Origin of the sequence: Carnobacterium sp. 1290_CSPC, assembly GCF_001053265.1 — a bacterium.
In the GTDB taxonomy this organism is placed as follows: Bacteria; Bacillota; Bacilli; order Lactobacillales; family Aerococcaceae; genus Aerococcus; species Aerococcus urinaeequi.
In genome coordinates, this window is sequence record NZ_JVVG01000002.1 from 1 (window position 1) to 20587 (window position 20587).

A 20587-nucleotide genomic window follows, 5' to 3' on the forward strand; every position below is an offset into this window, starting at 1 on the left:
TGCCCAGCCGTCTTTGTCGAAAGCCATGGCCAATTTGGAGTCTGAGATGGGGGTAACTTTATTTCAGCGGACGGCTAAGGGGACGGTTCTGACGGTGCAAGGGGAGGAATTTCTCCAGTATGCCCGGCAAGTCTTGGAGCAGATTGACTTGATGAACCACCGCTATAAGGAGGGAAGTCAGGCCAACCGGATATTTTCAGTATCCGGCCAGCATTATGCCTTTGTAGTGGATGCTTTTGTGAAGTTACTAAGAGAGATGGCTGCAGACCAGTATGAGGCGACATTAAAAGAAGAGCGAACATTTGAGGTCTTGGATGACGTTGCTAATTTTACCTCTGAGGTAGGTGTTATTTACCGGTCTAATTATAATCAGAAAGTATTGGAAGGGGCTTTTCAAGAGAAGCAACTGACTTTTACGCCATTGTTTAAAACTGCACCACATGTGTTTATTGATAAAGGGCACCCTTTAGCGAAACAAGCGACGATTAGTTTAGATGACTTAACCGCTTATCCTCGTTTATCATATGAACAAGGTACCCACAATTCTTTCTACTATTGGGAAGAGATTTTAGCGGATATTCCTGTCCCAAAACGGATTATTGTATCTGACCGGGCAACTTTATTTAATTTACTCATCGGTCTAGATGGCTATACGATTTCTTCAGGGATAATCAATGATGACTTGAACAGTCCGGATATATTAGCAATTCCTCTTGAGTCAGACGAGGTGATTGAACTAGGTTACCTAACTGCTAACCGTCACCAGCTGTCTTCAATTGCCAAACGCTACTTAGGCTTACTCGAGGAATCAATCCAACAATATGCTAAATAAGAAATCTATGATAAGTGATTTTTTTCGTTGAAAAAGATTGACGTAATGAATTTCAAAGTGGTACAATATAAGACGGTATTGTTTGCCCCATGATAGGCCCCGGAAACCAATTATGAATCGAACAATCAGACAAGATAAACGGAGGAAATATAATGCGTACAACATATATGGCGAAAGCAAATGAAGTTGAACGTAACTGGGTTGTCCTAGACGCAACAGATGTTCCATTGGGACGTCTATCAACAGTTGTGGCAAGCATGTTACGTGGTAAAAATAAACCAACATTCACACCAAACGTTGATACAGGTGATCAAGTTATCATCATCAACGCTGAAAAAGTGAAATTAACTGGTAAAAAAGCAACAGATAAAAAATACTACCGTCACTCAGGTTACCCAGGTGGTATCTATGAAACAACTGCAGGTACATTACGTGATGAAAAACCAGCACGTTTAATCGAAACTTCAGTTAAAGGTATGTTACCAAAAAACCGTTTAGGTCGTGCTCAATTTACACACCTACACGTATACGCTGGTGCGGAACACCCACATGCAGCGCAACAACCTAAACAATTAGACATTAACGAATTAATCTAAGGAGGGAAAAGCAAATGGCACAAGCTCAATACATCGCAACAGGCCGTCGTAAAAACTCAACAGCCCGTGTACGCTTAGTACCTGGTACAGGTAAAATCGTTTTTAACGGTAAAGAAATGGCAGAATACCTACCATACGAATCATTATTCGTAATCGTTAAACAACCTTTAGCAGTTACACAAACTGAAGGCCAATATGACATCTTCATCAACGTTAACGGTGGTGGATATGCTGGTCAATCAGGTGCAGCTCGTCACGGTATCTCTCGTGCGTTATTAGAAGTAGATCCTGACTTCCGTAAACCACTTAAAGATGCTGGTCTTTTAACACGTGACCCACGTATGAAAGAACGTAAGAAACCAGGTCTTAAAAAAGCCCGTAAAGCACCTCAATTCTCAAAACGTTAATTTTTGGCGCTATTACGAATTTATTCGTTTATGGATACAGTATGGGACGGAGATTTCCAAAGAAGTCGAGTACGAATCCATATACAAATCAAAAAGACATTTCTCACTTATGTGGGGAATGTCTTTTTTTGTTTTTTTGTGATAAATAGCCTAATATCAATAAAATAGCTGGATTAGCTTATCCTAAACTTCTACTTTTGATAGATGCGCCAAATTAAGCTAAATAGAATAAAGGATAGCTATTTACCACTTAAAATTCGATTTAATTAGCAGTAAATAACTAAATTTTTGTTATGGATGGATTAGGAATTTGAGCTGTCTTCCAATAAGCTTTCACCAACACTTTTTAGTTTATTGGCTAAATCCATAATATCTATAACAAGGTCATAACTGTAGTCTTCTCCTAGTACAGCTGTTGTACTAGCATCTTCAAATAAGCCTTGTTCTTCCATCTTTAAGTGTTTAAACCAAGTCTCACTGCCATAGTAGTTAAGGAATAGTTTGATATTTGGTAGGTATCTTTCAAAATTTTCCAGGGAATCAGACATGGCCTCAATTTCTTTAGAAATATTCAAAAAATTTTCTTCCATCTCATAAAAATTATCAGTGTTCTTCACGTTACCCCCACCTTTCTTTAATGATATACATTTGATGATTATTTTATTGCGCTAATGATAGTGGTAATTGTTGGTACGATTGAAATGATCGTATAAACTTGGACAAAATAAGCAATAGGTTCCTCCCATGAAGGAGGTGCAATTAAAGCAATAAAGTAGAGTATAATAATAAAAATAAGATTTGTTAAAATCCTAGATAATGCTAGGCGCCAGCCTATTTTCTGTTTAAAATTAAATGTTTGTTGCCAAAATTGGATAAGTGATCTCATGATAAAACGCCTTTCTAAATATGAATGCATAACTAAAAAAAGCATAAACTAAAAATATACAGCAAGCAACAAAATTATTTATGATCACTGATTCACAATATATTTGCATTTAAATATATAAGGAGTAAAATTATAGATAAGGAGGGATTATGATGACTGATAATAAATTTCTGACTGGTAATGTAGATAACGACAAAAAGCCGTATATTATAGATGTTGAAAAAGAAACGTTAGAGAATACAAATTTTCGTACGACGATTTGGACAGGTAACAAGTTGCAGTTGACTGTTATGGAAATTCCTGTAGGCGGTGATATTGGTTTAGAAGTACATCATGAAAGTGATCAATTTATCCGTATCGAGCAAGGTGAGGGTCTTTGCCAGATGGGTCCTGCTGAGGACGATTTATCCTTTGAACAAAAAATTGGAGAAGATGAAGCAGTCTTTGTGCCACTAGGTTTATGGCATAATATCACCAATCGGGGGAGTGTACCGTTAAAACTGTACACCATTTATGCTAGCCCTGACCACATACCTGGTACTGTTCATGGCACTCAAGAAGATGCTGAAAGCGATCCAAATGAATAAAACAAACATGAAATGCATCAAAAGTACAAACAATAGTTAAACCAAGAAAACCGATGACTTTAAAGGCGTTATCGGTTTTTTTTATGCTAGAAATCAACAAGTACCTATAAAAAGATATTCCTTTACATATATCAATCAATGTATAGTACGGTACTTCTAAAAAATTGTTGTAGGGTGAAACTAGCAATTTAATTAAATTTTCATATATAATAATATTATGCAAAAAGATAAGGAGTGTGCTACATGCCATTAGTTAGAATCGATCTTTTAGAAGGTAGGACTGCAGAATTTAAATCACAACTAGGTGAGTTAGTTTACGAATCTATGCTTGAAACAGTTGGCATTCCTGAAGAGGATAAGTTTGTGGTTGTTAATGATTTAAAAGCTGAAGAACTGATATTTTCTACCAACTACCTAGGTATTGACCGTACAGATGGTATCGTGATCATTCAAATCACGATGAATGAAGGGCGTACAACTGAGGTGAAAAAAGCTTTATACAAGACAGTTGCTGATAAATTAAATAGCCAATTAGATATTCGCAAAGAAGATGTCTTTATCAACTTAGTAGAAGTAAATAAAGAGAACTGGTCCTTTGGTAATGGTATTGCACAGTACGCAGAATAAGTAGCATTACTACAAGTATATAATAGCCATACCCTAGCTATCCCCATCTTTTTTTGAGATAGCTAGGGTATCTGTCATCTTAACCCAGGAGGGATTACCATGTATTACAAATCATCTTACACCTCACCACTTGGTCAAATGACTATCGTGAATGATGAACATGCGATTAAAGGATTGTGGTTTAGTGATCAAAGATACTTTGGTGGTAAATACGATTTACAGACTATGATAGAAGGAGAAACGCCAGTGACAAAGCAAGTCAAAAATTGGTTAGACGCTTATTTTGCTGGTGAGAACCCAACTCTTGACCCAAACATTTTGGCCCCAGAAGTAACGTCTTACCGTAAGCAAATCCTGAACGCACTGATTAATCTCCCTTACGGCCAAACGACTAGCTATAAGGAATTAGCTGATAAAGTTGCTTTAAACACTCTTGGGAAAAGAGGCTCAGCTCGTGCAGCTGGCGGTGCTGTTGGCCACAATCCCATTTCGATTCTAATTCCATGTCACCGGGTTGTAGCCACTAACGGTGCATTAACTGGTTATGCAGGTGGTATCGACCGCAAAATTGCCTTGCTGGCTTTAGAAGGCTTTGACCAATCCAAGCTAGATAACCACCAAGTATAGGTGTGACGCTCATAGGAACCCATTAATTTTTACATGAAGATGCAAAGAAAAATACCACATAACGGCAAAATAATTTAGGGTGAGATGATGGATAAATTAGCTATTAGAAAATTATATGATACTTTACTGAAAGAAATGGGGCCACAAGGATGGTGGCCTGCTGAATCTAAGGTAGAAATTATCTTGGGGGCTATCCTTGTTCAAAATACCAACTGGCGTAACGTTGAAAAGTCCCTAAATAACTTGAACGCAGCTACTGACTTTTTGCCAGAAGAAATTTTAAAACTCCAACTGGAAGAATTAGAAACGTTGATTCGACCAAGTGGATTCTACCGCAACAAGGCGCGAGCAATTCAAGCCAGTTTCCAATGGTTTGATAACCACAAATGGGATTATCAAGCCATGGAGTATGAATACGGAAAACAGTTGCGAAGTGAAATCTTGAAATTACAGGGGGTAGGGTTTGAAACAGCTGACGTATTTCGCGTTTTTATATTTGACCAACCAGCGTTTATCGCTGATGCCTACGCTAGGCGGTTATTCAGTTGGTTGACAGGCAATTCGTACACAACCTATCAAAGCCTTTACCAAGAGATTAACCTACCGGATGACTTCACTTATGAAGAAGCCCAGGAATTCCATGGCTTAATTGATGAGTTTGGCAAACTATACTTGGGTAAAAATGGCCAAGTGAAGGGAAATTTTTTATCCAATCACCCATGATAAATACTCTATAGTATATATTTTTAATTTAAAAAATACATTTGGGTTTACATTTTCTTTTTAATACCGTATGATATCACCATAAACATTCAAATAAAATCTTCAGGGCAGGGTGTAATTCCCGACCGGCGGTAAAGTCCGCGACCCCCTTTAATTAGGGGTTGACTCGGTGTAATTCCGAGACCGACAGTAGAGTCTGGATGGAAGAAGAGTAGAATTAAAATAAACGAATACTATAAGTCTATAGTTTATTTGTGTGCCCTAGGAATCTTATTTCTAGGGCTTTTTTTCGTCACTCTGACTGGATTATTTGTTGTTTAGAGAAAGGATGAGTGAATGAAAGACTATATGCAAGAAGCACTTGACCTAGCCAAATTAGGACAGGGTTGGACAAGGTCTAATCCTATGGTTGGTGCAGTTATCGTAAAGAATAGCCAAATCATCGGTCGAGGCTATCATCAGCAGTATGGTGGTTTGCATGCGGAAAGAGAAGCCTTAAAGGATGCCAGCGAACAAGGGCATGATGTAAAAGGGGCAACTATGTACGTCACGCTGGAACCCTGCTGTCATTTTGGTAAAACGCCGCCTTGTACGCAAGCTATTATCGAAGCGGGTATTGAAAAAGTGATAGTTGCTGCAATTGATCCGAATCCATTGGTTGCTGGAAAAGGCATCCAGGAACTAAGAAACCACCATATTGAAGTAGAAACGGGTCTATTAGCCAAAGAGAGTGAAGATCTTAACCGTAAATTCAATTACTTTATGACTCATCAACGCCCCTATGTCACCATGAAATACGCCATGACCCTAGATGGGCGGACGGCTGCCTACACTGGGGATTCCCAGTGGATAACGGACAAAATTGCACGAGAGCATGTGCATTACCAACGCCACAGTAACCAAGCCATTATGGTTGGCATAGGGACTGCGCTTGCTGATAATCCATCGTTAACTGTTCGAATTGACGATTTTGAGGGGATTAATCCTATCCGTATTGTTTGTGATACTAGCTTGAAGCTCCCCTTAAACAGCCAATTAGTGGCGACAGCGAAGGAAACGCCCACAATTATTGCGACAATTAATCAGAACCCAGAAGATCACCAAGCCTATCAAGCAGCCGGTTGTCAGCTATTGGTTGTGAAGGAAAAGGATAACAAAGTAGATTTACTTGATTTAATCACACAACTGGGCCAACAAGGTATTCAAAGTATTTATGTTGAAGGTGGATCAAAACTAAATGCTTCGTTACTTGAAGCTGGTTTAATCCAGGAAATTCACACTTATATTGGGCCCAAAGTAATTGGTGGTTTTGACCAGTATAGTCCTATCAGTGGTTTTGGTTTTCCGCAGATGGACCAAGCACTTACAAGTAATGTTCAGGCAATCACGTCATTAGGTAAAGACCTTTTGATAGAAAGTAGGGTGGATTAAATGTTTACAGGAATTATCGAAGATATTGGCCGTATTGAAAGTATCGAGGCCATCAACAATCATGCAGGACTTCTTTTAACCATTGCCTCAAGAAAAATAGTATCCGATGTCAATCTAGGTGACTCGATTAGTGTGAACGGCATTTGTCTTACCGTGACGAATTACGCTGATACGAATTTCCAAGTTGAAGTGATGCCAGAAACGATTGCGAAAACGTCTTTAGAAGGAATTGCTAACAATAGCCGCGTGAATCTGGAACGGGCGATGAAGGCAAATGCAAGATTCGGTGGTCATATTGTAAGTGGCCATATTGATGGTATTGGTAAAATCACCGCAATTGAGGAGGATGGTATCGCTAATTGGTACACGGTTCAAACAAGTAAACCATTAATGCGCTATATCATCATGAAGGGGTCTATTGCTATCGATGGCACAAGTTTAACAGTTGCTGGCGTTGAAGGAGATACATTTAAAGTATCAATCATTCCTCACACCAGTGAACAAACAATTTTTTCAACCTATCAAGTAGGCACTATCGTGAATTTAGAAAATGATATTGTTGGTAAGTATATTGAGCAATTTACAGTGAAGGAGCGGGTATAGATGGATTTTTCAACAATCGAAGACGCATTAGCAGCATTACAAGCAGGCCAAATCATTATGGTTTTGGATGATGAGAATAGAGAAAATGAAGGAGACTTAATTTGTGCAGCTGAGTTTGCAACAACAGCTAATATTAATTTTATGGCAACTCATGCTAAAGGGTTGATTTGTCAGCCAATGAGTCAAGCAGTAGCTAGTCGGTTGAATTTGTCGCCGATGGTGGATAATAATACAGACCCACATACAACCGCATTTACGGTATCCATTGACCATAAAGAGACAAGTACAGGTGTATCCGCAGTTGAACGTGGGTTAACCATGCGTGAAGCAGCAAATCCAAATAGCCAACCCAGCGACTTTAACCGTCCGGGACATGTTTTCCCATTGGTGGCGAAAGAAAATGGTGTCTTGGAGCGAAATGGTCATACAGAAGCAACGGTTGATTTGATGAAATTAGCTGGACTGAATCCAGTGGGTGTTTGTGTAGAAATTATGCGCGAAGACGGTACGATGATGCGCCAAGCCGAATTGCTTGAGCAAGCAGAGAAATGGCAGATGCCAGTCATCACTATTAAAGGCTTACAAGACTACCGGTTAAAAACTGAGCGTCATACCCGCCATGTATCACAAGCTAAGATGCCGACAAAATTTGGTGAATTTACTATCCATACTTTTATCAACGATGTAGATAATCAAGAACATGTGGCTTTGGTAAAAGGGGATGTTTCAGGTAAGGGACAGGTCCTAACGCGTTTGCATTCTGAATGTTTAACGGGAGATGTACTGGGATCAAACCGGTGTGACTGCGGAGAGCAATTACATGAAGCCCTGCGGAAAATCAATGAAGCTGGCCAGGGTGTTCTCTTATATTTAAGACAGGAAGGTCGCGGTATTGGCTTAATCAATAAAATAAAAGCCTACCAGTTACAAGAAGAAGGACTGGATACTGTAGAAGCGAACCATGCCCTAGGATTCCCAGATGATTTAAGGGAATACCATACGGCTGCACAAATGTTGGAGGAACTGGGTGTGACGTCCATTGACCTGATGACCAACAACCCAGATAAAATCGCACAATTAGAAGAATCTGGTATCCAAGTAGCCAACCGTGTGAGTATTGAAATGGCTGCTAATCCGGATGATGAAAACTACTTAATCACTAAAAAAGTAAAAATGGGTCATTTATTAGACTTATAAAATATGGAGGAAAATAGCATGAATATTATTCAAGGAAAATTGTACAACGGAGAAGATGTTAAAATTGGGATTGTCATTGCACGATTCAATGATTTTTTAACTAAAAGCTTACTAAGTGGTTGTGAAGATGGCCTTACGCGTTCAGGCGTTTTGACAGAAAATATCGACGTTGCTTGGGTGCCGGGGGCCTATGAAATCCCGCTTACAGCCGCAACGATGGCTGAAACAGGTAAATATGATGCAATCATTACACTGGGTGCTGTGATTAGAGGGGCTACAAGTCACTTTGATGTGGTAGTTAATCAAACATCAAGCGGGGTATCTCAAGTAGGTTTAACCCATAAATTACCGGTCATTTTTGGTGTCTTAACCGTTGAAAACATCGAACAAGCTATTGAACGCTCTGGTACTAAAGCTGGTAACCTTGGGTTTACTTATGCAACGAATGCTATTGAAATGATTAATTTATTCAAGGAAATTAAACAACAATAGGTCATCAATCCATATGAAAATATCTCTAACAGTACAAGACTAGCTTTAATTTTAAATCATGGTAAGATGGATGTTGGAACAATAAAGCGCATTCAATTATCATATCTTTCTGATGATTTGCGTAAAAAGCTTAAGGAGACTTCATATGACGATTCAATTTAAACAAACATTAGCGCCAACCAAGGATAATTCTGGAAAACCTATCATTTTAAGTGACGCTACCTTCGCTCAACGCAAGGAGAAAGTCCTTCAGTTAATGCGAAAATATGACTTCTCATCATTGATGATTTACGCAGACAAGGAACACGGTAGTAATTTTGAATATTTAACTGGCTTTATTCCACGATTTGAGGAAGCTATCCAAGTAATAAACCAAGACGGGACGTCGACATTGATTTTAGGTAATGAGAATTTCAATAAGACTAGTATGGCACGTACACAAAGCGAAGGCGTTCTTTGTCCATTCTTCTCTTTACCAAACCAACCTATGGATTTCACTAAAACTTTCGCTGACTATTTAAAAGATATTAAAGTAGATGATTCTAAACGAATTGGATTAGTAGACTGGAAGCTTTTATCTAATGATATGACTAACTTCCACAACCATCATTCAATACCAGCATTTATTGTGGATGGTATACAAGAAGTTTTCGGTTCTGACAAGGTAGTGAATGCAACCCAACTATACATGCATCCAAAAGAAGGTGCTCGTGTAACAAACAACGCAGAGGAAATCGCTCGTTATGAATACGGAGCTTCCCTTGCATCTGATGCTGTCCTTGAAGCAATGAACCAGCTAGCCGTTGACCAAAGTGAGTTAGAAGCAGGTAATCACTTAAATCGCGATGGTCAATATCCTTCTGTTGTGACCATTGCAGCCTTCGGTGATCGTTTTAAAGACGCTAATATTTATCCAACTGATAACACGTTAAATGATGGCGATAAAGTTGCATTAACTGTAGCCTATAAAGGTGGCTTGTCTAGCCGTTCTGGCTATGCAGTGAAAGATGAAAGTCAGCTCGCTGAACGTGATCCAGGATACTTAGAAGAAGTCGTTTACCCCTATTTCCAAGCTTATAAATGGTGGTTAGATAATTTAACTATCGGGAAAAAGGGTGGCGACTTCTACCAAGCGTTCAGTGAGTTTTATCCGCAAGCTACTTATGGCTGGAACTTGTGCCCGGGGCATTTAGTAGCTGACGAAGAATGGCTAAGCTCACCATTTTATAAAGACTCTGATGCAACAATTCAAAGTGGCTACATCTTCCAACTAGACTTTATACCTTCACAAGCGAACCATAATGGTGTTTCAGCTGAATCGACGATTGCGGTTGCGGACGCGGCACTACGTGAAGAGATTAAGATTAAACAACCAGAACTTTGGTCAAGAATCTCTAAGCGGAAGGATTATCTAAAAGAAGCATTAGGTTTAGCGTTACCAGAACATTTATTACCATTAGCGAGTACTTTTGCCTACTATAGACCATTCTTATTAGACAAAAAAACTGCTATCTACTTTGGATAAAAAAATTCCCCTCAAGATTGGTTGCCAAACTTGAGGGATTTTTGTCTATTTTTTAAGTGAATAATGACGGACTATCCATACTGAATTGCCATAAAGATGTTAATATATGTATAATATTATAAATAAATTGGAGGGTTATGCTCTTGGACGAACAGATTGAATTATTATTTACCATCGATGAAGGCTATTTAAATCCCTTAAAAGTGGCATTAACATCGATTCGCCAAAATAATCCAGGCCAAGCCATCCGTATTTGGCTGATTCATGAATCAATTGCAATGCAAACTATTCGCGAATTGCAGAAGTTAACGGATTATTTACAGTTTGGTTTTGAAGCGATTGAAATTGATGGCAGTCGATGGAATAGCGCTAAAACTGAAGATAGGTACCCAAAAGAGATGTACTTCCGCTTGCTTGCGGGTGAAATATTACCTAAAGAAATGAAACGTGTGATTTATTTAGATCCAGATATTTTGGTGGTTAACCCTTTATTAGAGCTGTGGCAAACAGATTTAGAAGGTCATATGCTAGCAGCCGCTACACATGTTGGGTTGACGGACGTTTCTACTCGAGTAAACCAAATGCGACTTGACGTTGACCATGCATACTATAATTCTGGTGTGATGGTGATTGATTTAGATAAAGCTAGAGAAATTGTCAAATGGTCAGATATTGCGCGAATGATTGAAAAATATAATCTGTTACTCTTCTTACCTGACCAAGATATTCTAAACCATTTGTATGGTAAATATACGAAGGAAATACCCGAAGAAATTTGGAATTATGATACCCGTAAATATATGCGCTATTTTACCAAAAGTCTTACCCAACACGATATTCACTGGGTTATGGCCAATACCTCTATCCTTCATTTCTGTGGCGGACCAAAACCATGGGACGATAAACATGACAATCGGTTTACCAGTCTTTACCTTAACTATCAAAACCAATTGAAGCGTATCGAATCGGTGATTAAGTAATTTAAAATAAGTAATTTTCATTACCTATGGTGGTTAAATTCTTATTTATTATCGTCAAATCAGGCTTATACACTTTGGTATCCAATAAAAAATCCCCAGAAGTAAGCGTATGTCTGCGTACTTCTGGGGATTCTTTTTTTATAGGATAAATAATCCAATTAATCGACTGATTTTAATGCTTCTAGCATATCGACGTGTTGTAGGCGTTTATAAATGATATAGGCTAGAACGGCTGTAATTGATCCGATAATAACAGCTGGAACAATAAAGCTTGTCGCTGCTAGTGCAGGGTTAAACATTACATCAGCAGGTGGAACGATTCGAATAATATATTGATGGAGCATTTCACCAATACCGAAACCTACTAGTATACCTAGGGCAGTTAAAACGATTGTTTCACGGTAAATATATAAGGTAACTTCATTATCAAAGAAACCAAGTACTTTGATAGTAGATAATTCACGCATCCGTTCAGAAACATTAATATTCGTTAGGTTATATAGGATAACGATACCTAGTAAACCAGCAACAACAATTAGAACAGTCATGATTTTATCCAATGAATGAACAATTGTATCGATTTGATTCATTAGGGTAGTGTTTTGTACTACACCGGCAACACCGTCTAATTCAATGAATTTTGCAGCTTGATTTTCTGTGTTGTTAATTGAATCATCTTTTAAGTTGACTAGATAAGCATTAGATTGGTAATCCTCACCGTAAATTGTTTCATAAACTTGTGGACTAGCGAAGACAAAGTGACCAATATACATTTCTGTAATTCCTGATACTTTCATTTCACGGTCTTTACCGTTCGTATCTTGAAGTGTAATTGTATCACCCACTTCAGCATCTAATAGGCTGGCTAGTCGTTCAGAAATGACTACGCCATCATCTGGTAAGTTTAGCGTTTCATCAGAACCACGTTCAGTTAATTGAATATAGTCTGAAAATTCATCTATATTTTCTGGGGAAATTAAAGTAATATCTTGTGTATCGTTTTGTTTTCCACCGACAGTTGTTAGCTCTTGATATTCTACTTCACCGAATTGATCAATGTCTTGAGAAGATAAAGTATCCTTAATCTCACCATTTTGTTGATCAGAGACATAATCATTTTCCGCTACAATCATATCGTAATGGATTAATTCACCAAATTGACGTTGGTTAATTTCGCCAATAGATGTTTGTACGCTAAGCCCTGAGAATAATAAGGCAGTAGCACCGGCAACACCAAAGATTGTCATTAGCATCCGTTGTTTATAACGGAAGATGTTTCTTGCTGTTACTTTGTGGGTGAAGGACATCCGGTTCCAAATTGGTGTAATCCGTTCTAATAAAATCTTAGATCCAGCGCTAGGTGCTTTTGGTAAAAGCAGTTGCGCAGGTTGTTCTTGTAATTCTCTCTTCGCTACTAAGTAGGCTGGTAAAACAGCTGCTAATAAGGCTAAAAGAATGGCAACCAAGGAAATTGCCCAGTGGAAGTGTAATTCAATGGCTGGCAAGGTATAGCTTGCACTATAAGCATTGTAAACAATATAAGGGAGTAGGGTGTGTCCTAAGATAATCCCTAAAATAGTACCAGATAAGCTGGCGGTTAAACCGTAGAAAGTAAATTTCTTAATAACGTCTTGGTCATCATAACCTAGGGCTTTCAAGGTACCTGATTTAGTCCGTTCTTCGTCTACAAAGCGTGTCATGGTAGTAAAGGTAACTAGTGCAGCAACGAAGTATAAGAAGATTGGGAAGATATTTGCTAGGGAATCTACAATATTTGAAATGGTACTATAGATTTTATACCCATCGCTACCTGGAATCTCCCGACGACTATTTACGGAATAAGTTGGTAGGGATAAATTATCCACCATTTCTTGTGCTTCGGCTAGTTCATCTTCTTTGTCTGCTATCTCATCTTCAGCATCCGCTTTGGTTTTAGCGAATTCAGCGGCTTTATCTTCGTATTCTGCCTGACCCTCCGCAAGACTTTCTTTGGCATCTGCAATTTGGGCTTCAGCATCCGCAGATTCAGTTGCTAATTGGTCTTCTGCTTGGGCTAATTCCGCTTCTTTATCAGCTAATTCCGCTTTTGCTGCGGCTAACTTATCTACATTCGCTTGGTATTCCGCTGATTTCTTATCTAATGTCTCTACACCAGCAGTCCATTGTGCTAGACCCTCATAGTAAGTATTTAAACCGTCATTATAAGATTGGATACCGGCATTGTATTTGGATAAGCCATCTTGGTATGCCGCTTCTTTTTCTTGTAAGAGGGCTTCATTCTCGCTTAAGCTAGCAGTTGCTGCTTCAATTTGAGCTTTACCATCATCAATTTTGGCTTGATTGCTAGATAATGCAGCATTACCATCACTTAATTGTTTGTTAGCAGTATCTAATTGTGCTTTAGCACTGTTTAATTGTTCTTGGCCAGCATCTAGTTGACTTTTAGCACTTTCTAATGCTGATTTTTGTTGGTCTAACTCAGCTTGACTAGCCTCTATTTTTGCCATTCCAGGAGTGTATGTTGAATTCATGAAGGATTCATATTCACTTTGGCTAGCATCTAATTCTTCTTGTAGGTCAGCAATTTGTGCTTGTAAATCAGCAGTATCAGCTTCATTTAAATCACCTGCATCTAATTTATTTTGTAGGCTAGTGATTTGTTCTGTTAAAGCTTGGATACCCTTTTCATAATTTGCTTTTCCATTTGCCAATTCTTGATTGTTTTGATCAAGTTGATTTTGTGCGCCTTCTACTTGACTGGCTTTTGCTTCGTAGTCAGCTTGTTTTTCCTCAAAAGCATTTAAGTTTTGAGTATATTCACTGTATTTGTTATCATACTCAGCTTGTTTGCTTTCAAGTGTTGCGTTTGCTTCGGCGATTTTTGCCTCAGCGCTATTTATTTGGGCTTTCTTTTCAGCTAATTGACTATAACCATTAGCAATCGCCGTTTGACCTTGGTCTAATTGGCTTCTTGCGGTAGTTAACTGATTTTGACTATCATTTAACTGTTTCTTTGCTTGGTTTAATTTAGCTTTACCATCTTGGAGTTGGTGCCACTTTTCGTCCAATGTAGCTTGCCCATTAGCTAACTGCGTTTTAGCAGCATCTAATTGTGCTTGACTATCATCAATTGTAGTATGGGCATTCGCAATTTGATTGGCACCATCATTAATTTGTGTAGTGGCGTCAGCTACTTTAGTGTCTAATTGATTTTGTGCATCTTCAATTTCAGCTTGACCATCAATTAATTGTTGTTTGGCATCATCTAGTTGTGCTTGTCCATCTGCCAATTTCTTCTTGGCATCATCAATTTGTTTTTGGCCATCATCAATTTCCGATTGATAATCATTTTTAATTGTTTCAAGACGATTTTCTGGTTGGTTTGCTAAGGCATCATCTAAATCATCTTTATGGTCTTGAAGACGGTCAGTATAAGTATCGGAATAAGGATCGATATCGATTAAATCATCGAATCTTAATCGAGCTAGCATGTAGACATCTGAATCAAACGCAGATTCAGGTACAATCGCGTAACCCTTTAAGGCGCCAGTTCCGGCTGTAGAAGCACCTTGGTTTAGATTGGATAAAATTTCACCAGAATAAATAAAACCAACAATTTCATAGGTGTCTTCTTTTAGTACGGTATCACCAGAGGCATCTGCCTGTTCTGACAGGTCAATTTTATCACCTACTTGATATTGATCATCAAAGCTTGCATCTATCGCTATTTCATTACTTGCTTTAGGTAATTGACCTTCCACTAATTCATAATCAGAGATATCTTCTCCCATTGAGAATACACGAATAGCTGTATGGCTATCATCAATAGTGACATCCTTTAAATAGCCATATTCAATATCTGCCAAGCCCGAGGTTTTATCCAAGATTTCAACATCATCATCATCAATACCCATTGAACCAATCACAGTGATATCAGAAACGTTTAACTCGTCAAAATAATGTTCACCAGTTGCTCGCATATCTGGCCCAGTCACTTTTAAACCAATTAAGGCAAAAGAACCTATCAACATTAACCCCATGATAGAGAAAAATCTACCTTTTGATTTAGTGATTGATTTTCGAATATCCTTCCATAACATTTTCTTTTTCATGTCTATTTGTCACCTACCATTCGATATCTGAGATATTTTCAGGTGAATCATTTACTTCAATAGATTCCACTGTAGCATTACGCATGTGAATAACTCTATCAGCAATAGGTGCTATGGCTGCATTATGTGTCACGATAACTACAGTGGCACCATTCTTGCGACTCATATCTTGTAAGATTTGTAGGACTTGTTTACCTGTCTCAAAGTCTAAAGCACCTGTTGGCTCATCACATAGTAAGATTTTTGGTTTTTTAGCAACCGCTCTTGCAATAGAAACGCGTTGTTGCTCACCACCGGATAATTGTGCAGGGAAGTTGTCGATCCTCTCACCTAAACCTACACCCTCTAATACCTCGATAGGATCACTCGCATCTTTAACTATTTCAGAAGCCAACTCTACATTCTCCTTAGAAGTCAAGTTAGGCACTAAATTATAAAATTGAAATACGAAGCCGACATCCTCTCGGCGGTATTTGGTTAATTGCTTTTTGTTATAAGTAGCAATGTCATTGCCATCAATGATGACTTGTCCTTCATCATTCGAATCCATGCCTCCCAGGATATTTAGCATGGTAGATTTTCCGGCACCGGATGACCCTAAAATAATGGCTAATTCACCTTTTTCAATTGAAAAATTCACATCATTATTCGCGGTGATGACATTCTCACCCATTTTATAATGTTTAGAACTATTAATAACCTCTATGTAACTCATTTTCATTTCCTTCCTTATAAATATAAAATGATTGCCCAAGTAAATGAACAACGTGTTGATTTATTTACTTAGAGAGTATATAATGATTGTGCAAGAGATTCAATAAACAAAATACAAAAAAGTGTTGATTTTATAACAATATTTGTCAATTAATCTATTCAAAGAAAGTAGGATAATCAATGAGCCGGAAGATGGAAACAAAAGAAAAAATTAAAGCAGCCTTTATTGATTTAGTACATGAAAAGGGATTTGAGGCGATGACTGTGAGTGATATCGCCAGAAGATGTGACATCAATCGCGGAACCTTTTATCTACATTATGTAGACAAGTATGACTTAATGAATAAGTTAGAAGAAGAAGTGATGTTTGACTTAGAGGCGATTATTTTAAAGGATTCGGATCATAAAGAAGCCAAGGAATCTTTAGAATTGATTCCATATGATGAAATTTTAGAAGCCTTAGTCTATGTTAAAGGTGAATTTGACTTTGTAAAAGCTATTGCAAGCCCAGGTGGGGATCCCAATTTCATGCAAACCTTAAAGTCTATTATTGGCCAACTTATTGATATAAAGGTGAAGCAGTCTAATCGCGTAAAGTTTGAGAAACTAGACCTGCCTGAAGACTATGCGATTGAAATCTTACTATCATCTATTGTGGGGATTATGACGTTGTGGATTAAAAAAGATGGAAAAGAGTCACCGGAAGAAATTGCGCACATGATTACCAAAGCAAAACTATTGTCGCCATATGAACTGCTAATGTAGAAAAATATACAGGATAAAGGACTGATCGTCATTTTTAATGGATATCTATCCTTTTTCGATGATATAAAAAAATAAAGCCAGTAAACCATGATGAACATGATTACTAACTTTATATCATTTTTCTAACACATATGTTTTCTAAAGAAACCAATTTGATCTAGGTTACAGTATTTTGCAACACCGGATTTTTGATCAATGTGAAATACATGATTTAGTTCAGAACCATCAGTGTTTCTATAGATTTTAAAGTAGACTTCATTCCCTTTAGAAATTAAAAATTGGCCAAATTGGATAGCAGTTTCTTTTAGGAAATCATGGCTTGATGTCATGACAAAAGCAGGGGGAAAGTTGGTAGTGATGTATTGTTCAACGGGTAACTGAGCTTTTAGTTGATCAGTCATTTTTCCATCGAGGTAATAAGGAAAATCATCAGCGGAACCGATATTATTGCCGATGTAATAGGCACCACAATTTAAACCAACAGCGTTAAATTGGATGTTAGGTACTTGAAAGTCAAATAAATTTTGATAATTAGGATTTGAAGCAATTGTAGCGTACTGTTGAGTGAGTTGACCACCTGCAGAATCGCCCAATAAAAATAAATTATCTAAATCGATGTAGTATTCTTCGTTATTTGCAGTCATCCATTCAGACAGCGAAGACTTAGCTTAATCATTACAATAATAAAAGACGAAATGCACTTTTCTTGAAGCGCATTTCGTCTTTTTTGGCGTATATACAACTTGTAGGGCGGATTACTCACCAACCATACCATCGCCGTCACGGTCGTCCATATATGGATACAACCAATGGTCTGAATAAATAGGCATTGAAAATCCTGCTGCTTTGGCTTCTTTAATGGTTACCTGTCCGTTGCCATTGGCATCAACCGAACTGACATCACCACCAGATGCAGGTGCTGTAGTAGCGGGTGCACTTTCGGCTGCAGGGGCAGTTTCAGAAACGGTTGAAGATTGGTTTAAGTTTGGTAATGATTCATCTTGTGTTGGGCCTTCAGGACCTACTGATGAGCCGTCTGCATAATTGATTTCAACGTCTGGCTGGATGTTTGGTACATAGATATTGAATTGGATAGTTGCCCCGTTATCTTCAATAGAGAAACCTTCCATGTATACACCGGATGCCAGTAGGTTATCCCCTTCGAATGCTGGTGTAACGCGGTAGCGGACATGGTTTTCTGTTTCTTCAATATAGTTAGCCACAAAGTTTTCAAATGGCAACATCCCTTCAGTATTAAACCATCTAGTCCCAGTCATCAAGTTGCGGGCATTGGCATCTTCACCAGTTAGTTGGTGGCCAATCAAGTGAGACCGGTTATACAACCAACCACCAGAAACATTGGCATACTTGGCTTGCTGCCAGCCAGTGGGCTTAATATCTGAAATATCACCACGTTCTGTAGTAGGCATCAGTTCGACGCCGAGGACAGCGTTTGCGGCGGTTACCCGACCTAAACTATCCAGTTCACCGTATGATTCGTAGGCTTCAGTCGATGTAATATCCGCATCTGTAAAGTAAGGGATATTATTGTTAATTTCTATATAAGTTTGCCCAGCAGGTACTGTACGTACTTTTGTGAATTCAGCGCTTGCTTGGCTGGCAATTTCACTTTCGGCTTTTACTTTAGATTCAGCTGCTGCTTTTTCTTTAGACTCTGATTCAGCACGTTTCATAGAAGAGGCTTGGCGTGCACTTGATTCAGCGGCTAATTTTTTGTCATAAGATTCCTTGGAGGATTTGCGTGACGCATCTTTAGCGGAGTTAGCAGCCGCTTCTTCGGCTGCTGATTCAGAAGCCTCATCGGAATCCTTATCAGAAGCTTGATCTGAGGATATGACTTGTGCTTGTGATTGTAGGGCGGTTTGATTGGCTTCAGTGTCACCTGTATCTATTGAAAAGATGACAATCGTTGCGATTAATGCACCCGCAAAGGCAATCAAGCTGTTTTTGAACCATTGATTATTTGGTTTAAACTTGTAGAAAAACAAGGCCAGAATAGGTGCAACCACTAAAATGAATGGTGATAACACGATAAATATTATCAATAGAGCCAAGTAAGCCAACAAACGTAACCAGTTAATATTCTTTTTCTTCATTATTCATATTTCTCCCAAAAGTATCTATTCTTTCCCATATTGCCTAACATTATATCGGCCGTCATTCTAAACTGCAATGATTATCGTTCTTTTATTTACAAAATGTAAAATAGATAAAATTATTTCTCGTCAAGGGTTCACAAAATCAATGTCTGTAGTCTTTTCACAATAATCATCAGGCAAATTTCTGGTATGATACTTGTAATAGAAAGTCGATTGAGGTGAAATCATGTTAGCGAAAGAAGAATTACCGGTATGTCCAGTAGCGACAACGGTCGATCTAATTGGGAATAAATGGAAGGTTTTAATTATTCGAGAATTATTGAAGGGAACTTACCGTTTCAATGAACTGCACCGGTCTATCGAAGGGATCAGTCAGAAAGTCTTGACGGAAAACCTGCGTAAGTTGGAGTCAGACGGGATTATCCAGCGGACCGTCTATGCAGAAGTGCCGCCAAGAGTGGAGTATTCCTTGAGTGAATTGGGGGATACTTTAAGACCTATTATTGAAGTGATGCGGGCTTGGGGGAACGATTATTTGAACGGTAACCTGCCTGGAATTGAAAATACAGAAAAAAATTAAAAACTTTTTTGCTGGCAAAGCCTTGGTATCCGCCATTACTTACCAATAAGTAAGTAGCTAAGGAAAAAGTGCCTACTTTTAGTAAGTGGATTTTCATGGTTAAATATACCTATCAACAAGTAACCAATAAACTTACAAATGAAAGAGGTATATAAACATGGCAAATATTACAGTATTCGGTAAAGGTAACATGGGTTCAGCAATCGGTGGCTTATTCCAAGAAGCAGGAAACGACGTCGCTTACATCGGTTCTCAAGACGGTAAACAAGCATTAGGCGACATTGTTGTATTGGCAGTGCCTTACGCAGCAGTAGATGGCATCATCTCTAACTACGTTGACGAATTAGCAGGCAAAATCATCGTTGATATCACTAACCCAGTAAATTTCGACACTTTCGATGGTTTAGTTGTGCCAGCTGACTCCTCAGCAGCCCAAGAAATCCAAGCAAAAGTAAGTGGTGCGAAAGTTATCAAAGCTTTCAACACAAACTTTGGGACTACATTAGCTTCTAAACAAGTTGGCGACAATACGACAACAGTTTTAGCAGCTGGTGAAGCAGACGCTAAAGCAACCTTCAAAGATGCATTAGAAGGTAGTGGCTTGAACTTTGTAGACGCAGGTGAATTATCACGTGCTCGTGAATTAGAAGCAATCGGCTTCCTACAAATCACATTAGCAGCCCGCGAAGAAATCGCGTGGACAGCAGGATTTGCAGTAGTTAAATAAGGCGAGTTGTGAGAAAAGTCGTTTAGACTCGATGGGCTGGACCAAAAGCCGAACAA

Annotated in this window: 21 protein-coding genes and 1 riboswitch; of the genes, 16 read left to right on the forward strand and 5 right to left on the reverse strand. The window is 38.5% G+C overall.

The window, feature by feature from the left end:
• From AC973_RS00010 to rpsI, 3 genes are all read left to right on the forward strand, one after another.
• The coding region (locus AC973_RS00010; protein ID WP_048725539.1) for a LysR family transcriptional regulator at positions 1–832 on the forward strand (832 nt) is incomplete at its 5' end.
• 152 nt (positions 833–984) lie between these two features.
• The gene (gene rplM, locus AC973_RS00015) at positions 985–1428 is read left to right on the forward strand and encodes a 50S ribosomal protein L13 (RefSeq protein WP_004262667.1); all 444 of its coding nucleotides are present in this window, start codon (positions 985–987) and stop codon (positions 1426–1428) included.
• Positions 1429–1442: 14 nt separating this feature from the next.
• Entirely contained in the window at positions 1443–1835 is a 393-nt protein-coding gene (rpsI, locus tag AC973_RS00020) for a 30S ribosomal protein S9 (protein WP_004262670.1), read from the forward strand.
• A 302-nt stretch (positions 1836–2137) separates the two neighbouring features.
• On the opposite strand, the gene AC973_RS00025 is transcribed toward rpsI, so the two are convergent.
• Positions 2138–2452, reverse strand: coding sequence for a DUF4298 domain-containing protein (locus AC973_RS00025; protein ID WP_225968887.1), 315 nt, complete (start codon positions 2450–2452; stop codon positions 2138–2140).
• A gap of 421 nt (positions 2453–2873) precedes the next feature.
• Between AC973_RS00025 and AC973_RS00030 the strand changes: the two genes are divergently transcribed.
• The 10 genes from AC973_RS00030 to AC973_RS00075 all read left to right on the forward strand — a co-directional run bounded on the left by AC973_RS00030 (position 2874) and on the right by AC973_RS00075 (position 11513).
• The gene (locus AC973_RS00030) at positions 2874–3308 is read left to right on the forward strand and encodes a cupin domain-containing protein (RefSeq protein ID WP_048725547.1); all 435 of its coding nucleotides are present in this window, start codon (positions 2874–2876) and stop codon (positions 3306–3308) included.
• A 243-nt stretch (positions 3309–3551) separates the two neighbouring features.
• The gene (locus AC973_RS00035; RefSeq protein ID WP_048725549.1) at positions 3552–3935 is read left to right on the forward strand and encodes a tautomerase family protein; all 384 of its coding nucleotides are present in this window, start codon (positions 3552–3554) and stop codon (positions 3933–3935) included.
• 99 nt (positions 3936–4034) lie between these two features.
• Positions 4035–4562 carry a methylated-DNA--[protein]-cysteine S-methyltransferase gene (locus AC973_RS00040; RefSeq protein WP_048725552.1) on the forward strand — a complete coding sequence of 176 codons (528 nt, stop codon included), beginning with the start codon at positions 4035–4037 and terminating at the stop codon, positions 4560–4562.
• Positions 4563–4646: 84 nt separating this feature from the next.
• Positions 4647–5285: an endonuclease III domain-containing protein gene (locus AC973_RS00045; protein ID WP_048725555.1), complete on the forward strand. Its 639-nt coding sequence runs from the start codon at positions 4647–4649 to the stop codon at positions 5283–5285.
• 94 nt (positions 5286–5379) lie between these two features.
• Positions 5380–5501: riboswitch (FMN riboswitch) on the forward strand.
• A gap of 120 nt (positions 5502–5621) precedes the next feature.
• Positions 5622–6716 (forward strand): bifunctional diaminohydroxyphosphoribosylaminopyrimidine deaminase/5-amino-6-(5-phosphoribosylamino)uracil reductase RibD, encoded by a 1095-nt coding sequence (ribD, locus tag AC973_RS00050; RefSeq protein WP_048725558.1) that lies wholly within the window; start codon positions 5622–5624, stop codon positions 6714–6716.
• The gene (locus tag AC973_RS00055; RefSeq protein WP_048725562.1) at positions 6717–7319 is read left to right on the forward strand and encodes a riboflavin synthase; all 603 of its coding nucleotides are present in this window, start codon (positions 6717–6719) and stop codon (positions 7317–7319) included.
• A complete protein-coding gene (locus tag AC973_RS00060; protein WP_048725565.1) occupies positions 7320–8516 on the forward strand; it encodes a bifunctional 3,4-dihydroxy-2-butanone-4-phosphate synthase/GTP cyclohydrolase II in 1197 nt (398 codons plus the stop codon).
• Between the two features lie 18 nt (positions 8517–8534).
• On the forward strand, positions 8535–9008 hold the full coding sequence (gene ribE, locus AC973_RS00065; protein ID WP_048725568.1) for a 6,7-dimethyl-8-ribityllumazine synthase: 474 nt from the start codon (positions 8535–8537) through the stop codon (positions 9006–9008).
• 145 nt (positions 9009–9153) lie between these two features.
• Positions 9154–10533 (forward strand): M24 family metallopeptidase, encoded by a 1380-nt coding sequence (locus tag AC973_RS00070; RefSeq protein WP_048725573.1) that lies wholly within the window; start codon positions 9154–9156, stop codon positions 10531–10533.
• A gap of 137 nt (positions 10534–10670) precedes the next feature.
• Positions 10671–11513 carry a glycosyltransferase family 8 protein gene (locus AC973_RS00075; protein ID WP_082148198.1) on the forward strand — a complete coding sequence of 281 codons (843 nt, stop codon included), beginning with the start codon at positions 10671–10673 and terminating at the stop codon, positions 11511–11513.
• 158 nt (positions 11514–11671) lie between these two features.
• Here AC973_RS00075 and AC973_RS00080 read toward each other — a convergent pair whose 3' ends face one another.
• On the reverse strand, positions 11672–15625 hold the full coding sequence (locus AC973_RS00080) for an FtsX-like permease family protein (protein WP_048725578.1): 3954 nt from the start codon (positions 15623–15625) through the stop codon (positions 11672–11674).
• A gap of 13 nt (positions 15626–15638) precedes the next feature.
• Positions 15639–16340: an ABC transporter ATP-binding protein gene (locus AC973_RS00085; RefSeq protein WP_048725582.1), complete on the reverse strand. Its 702-nt coding sequence runs from the start codon at positions 16338–16340 to the stop codon at positions 15639–15641.
• 179 nt (positions 16341–16519) lie between these two features.
• On the opposite strand from AC973_RS00085, the gene AC973_RS00090 reads away from it, so the two are divergent.
• Positions 16520–17104: a TetR/AcrR family transcriptional regulator gene (locus tag AC973_RS00090; RefSeq protein WP_048725585.1), complete on the forward strand. Its 585-nt coding sequence runs from the start codon at positions 16520–16522 to the stop codon at positions 17102–17104.
• Positions 17105–17226: 122 nt separating this feature from the next.
• Here the strand turns inward: AC973_RS00090 and AC973_RS00095 are convergent, their stop codons facing one another.
• Complete coding sequence (locus AC973_RS00095; protein ID WP_225968888.1) at positions 17227–17748, reverse strand: alpha/beta hydrolase; 522 nt, start codon at positions 17746–17748, stop codon at positions 17227–17229.
• A 111-nt stretch (positions 17749–17859) separates the two neighbouring features.
• Positions 17860–19221: a DNA/RNA non-specific endonuclease gene (locus AC973_RS09450; RefSeq protein ID WP_053083807.1), complete on the reverse strand. Its 1362-nt coding sequence runs from the start codon at positions 19219–19221 to the stop codon at positions 17860–17862.
• A gap of 229 nt (positions 19222–19450) precedes the next feature.
• Here AC973_RS09450 and AC973_RS00105 point away from each other — a divergent pair, with 229 nt between their 5' ends.
• A complete protein-coding gene (locus AC973_RS00105; protein WP_048725587.1) occupies positions 19451–19804 on the forward strand; it encodes a winged helix-turn-helix transcriptional regulator in 354 nt (117 codons plus the stop codon).
• Positions 19805–19961: 157 nt separating this feature from the next.
• Entirely contained in the window at positions 19962–20531 is a 570-nt protein-coding gene (locus tag AC973_RS00110; RefSeq protein WP_048725590.1) for an NADPH-dependent F420 reductase, read from the forward strand.
• The last annotated feature ends 56 nt before the right edge of the window (positions 20532–20587 follow it).

What these genes read in the sequence shown, in the direction of transcription:
- rplM (WP_004262667.1), top strand. Translation starts at nt 985, where the DNA reads ATGCGTACAACATATATGGCGAAAGCAAATGAAGTTGAACGTAACTGG.
- rpsI (WP_004262670.1), top strand. Translation starts at nt 1,443, where the DNA reads ATGGCACAAGCTCAATACATCGCAACAGGCCGTCGTAAAAACTCAACA.
- AC973_RS00030 (WP_048725547.1), top strand. Translation starts at nt 2,874, where the DNA reads ATGACTGATAATAAATTTCTGACTGGTAATGTAGATAACGACAAAAAG.
- AC973_RS00035 (WP_048725549.1), top strand. Translation starts at nt 3,552, where the DNA reads ATGCCATTAGTTAGAATCGATCTTTTAGAAGGTAGGACTGCAGAATTT.
- AC973_RS00040 (WP_048725552.1), top strand. Translation starts at nt 4,035, where the DNA reads ATGTATTACAAATCATCTTACACCTCACCACTTGGTCAAATGACTATC.
- AC973_RS00045 (WP_048725555.1), top strand. Translation starts at nt 4,647, where the DNA reads ATGATGGATAAATTAGCTATTAGAAAATTATATGATACTTTACTGAAA.
- ribD (WP_048725558.1), top strand. Translation starts at nt 5,622, where the DNA reads ATGAAAGACTATATGCAAGAAGCACTTGACCTAGCCAAATTAGGACAG.
- AC973_RS00055 (WP_048725562.1), top strand. Translation starts at nt 6,717, where the DNA reads ATGTTTACAGGAATTATCGAAGATATTGGCCGTATTGAAAGTATCGAG.
- AC973_RS00060 (WP_048725565.1), top strand. Translation starts at nt 7,320, where the DNA reads ATGGATTTTTCAACAATCGAAGACGCATTAGCAGCATTACAAGCAGGC.
- ribE (WP_048725568.1), top strand. Translation starts at nt 8,535, where the DNA reads ATGAATATTATTCAAGGAAAATTGTACAACGGAGAAGATGTTAAAATT.
- AC973_RS00070 (WP_048725573.1), top strand. Translation starts at nt 9,154, where the DNA reads ATGACGATTCAATTTAAACAAACATTAGCGCCAACCAAGGATAATTCT.
- AC973_RS00075 (WP_082148198.1), top strand. Translation starts at nt 10,671, where the DNA reads ATGCTCTTGGACGAACAGATTGAATTATTATTTACCATCGATGAAGGC.
- AC973_RS00080 (WP_048725578.1), bottom strand. Translation starts at nt 15,625, where the DNA reads ATGAAAAAGAAAATGTTATGGAAGGATATTCGAAAATCAATCACTAAA.
- AC973_RS00085 (WP_048725582.1), bottom strand. Translation starts at nt 16,340, where the DNA reads ATGAGTTACATAGAGGTTATTAATAGTTCTAAACATTATAAAATGGGT.
- AC973_RS00090 (WP_048725585.1), top strand. Translation starts at nt 16,520, where the DNA reads ATGAGCCGGAAGATGGAAACAAAAGAAAAAATTAAAGCAGCCTTTATT.
- AC973_RS00095 (WP_225968888.1), bottom strand. Translation starts at nt 17,748, where the DNA reads ATGACTGCAAATAACGAAGAATACTACATCGATTTAGATAATTTATTT.
- AC973_RS09450 (WP_053083807.1), bottom strand. Translation starts at nt 19,221, where the DNA reads ATGAAGAAAAAGAATATTAACTGGTTACGTTTGTTGGCTTACTTGGCT.
- AC973_RS00105 (WP_048725587.1), top strand. Translation starts at nt 19,451, where the DNA reads ATGTTAGCGAAAGAAGAATTACCGGTATGTCCAGTAGCGACAACGGTC.
- AC973_RS00110 (WP_048725590.1), top strand. Translation starts at nt 19,962, where the DNA reads ATGGCAAATATTACAGTATTCGGTAAAGGTAACATGGGTTCAGCAATC.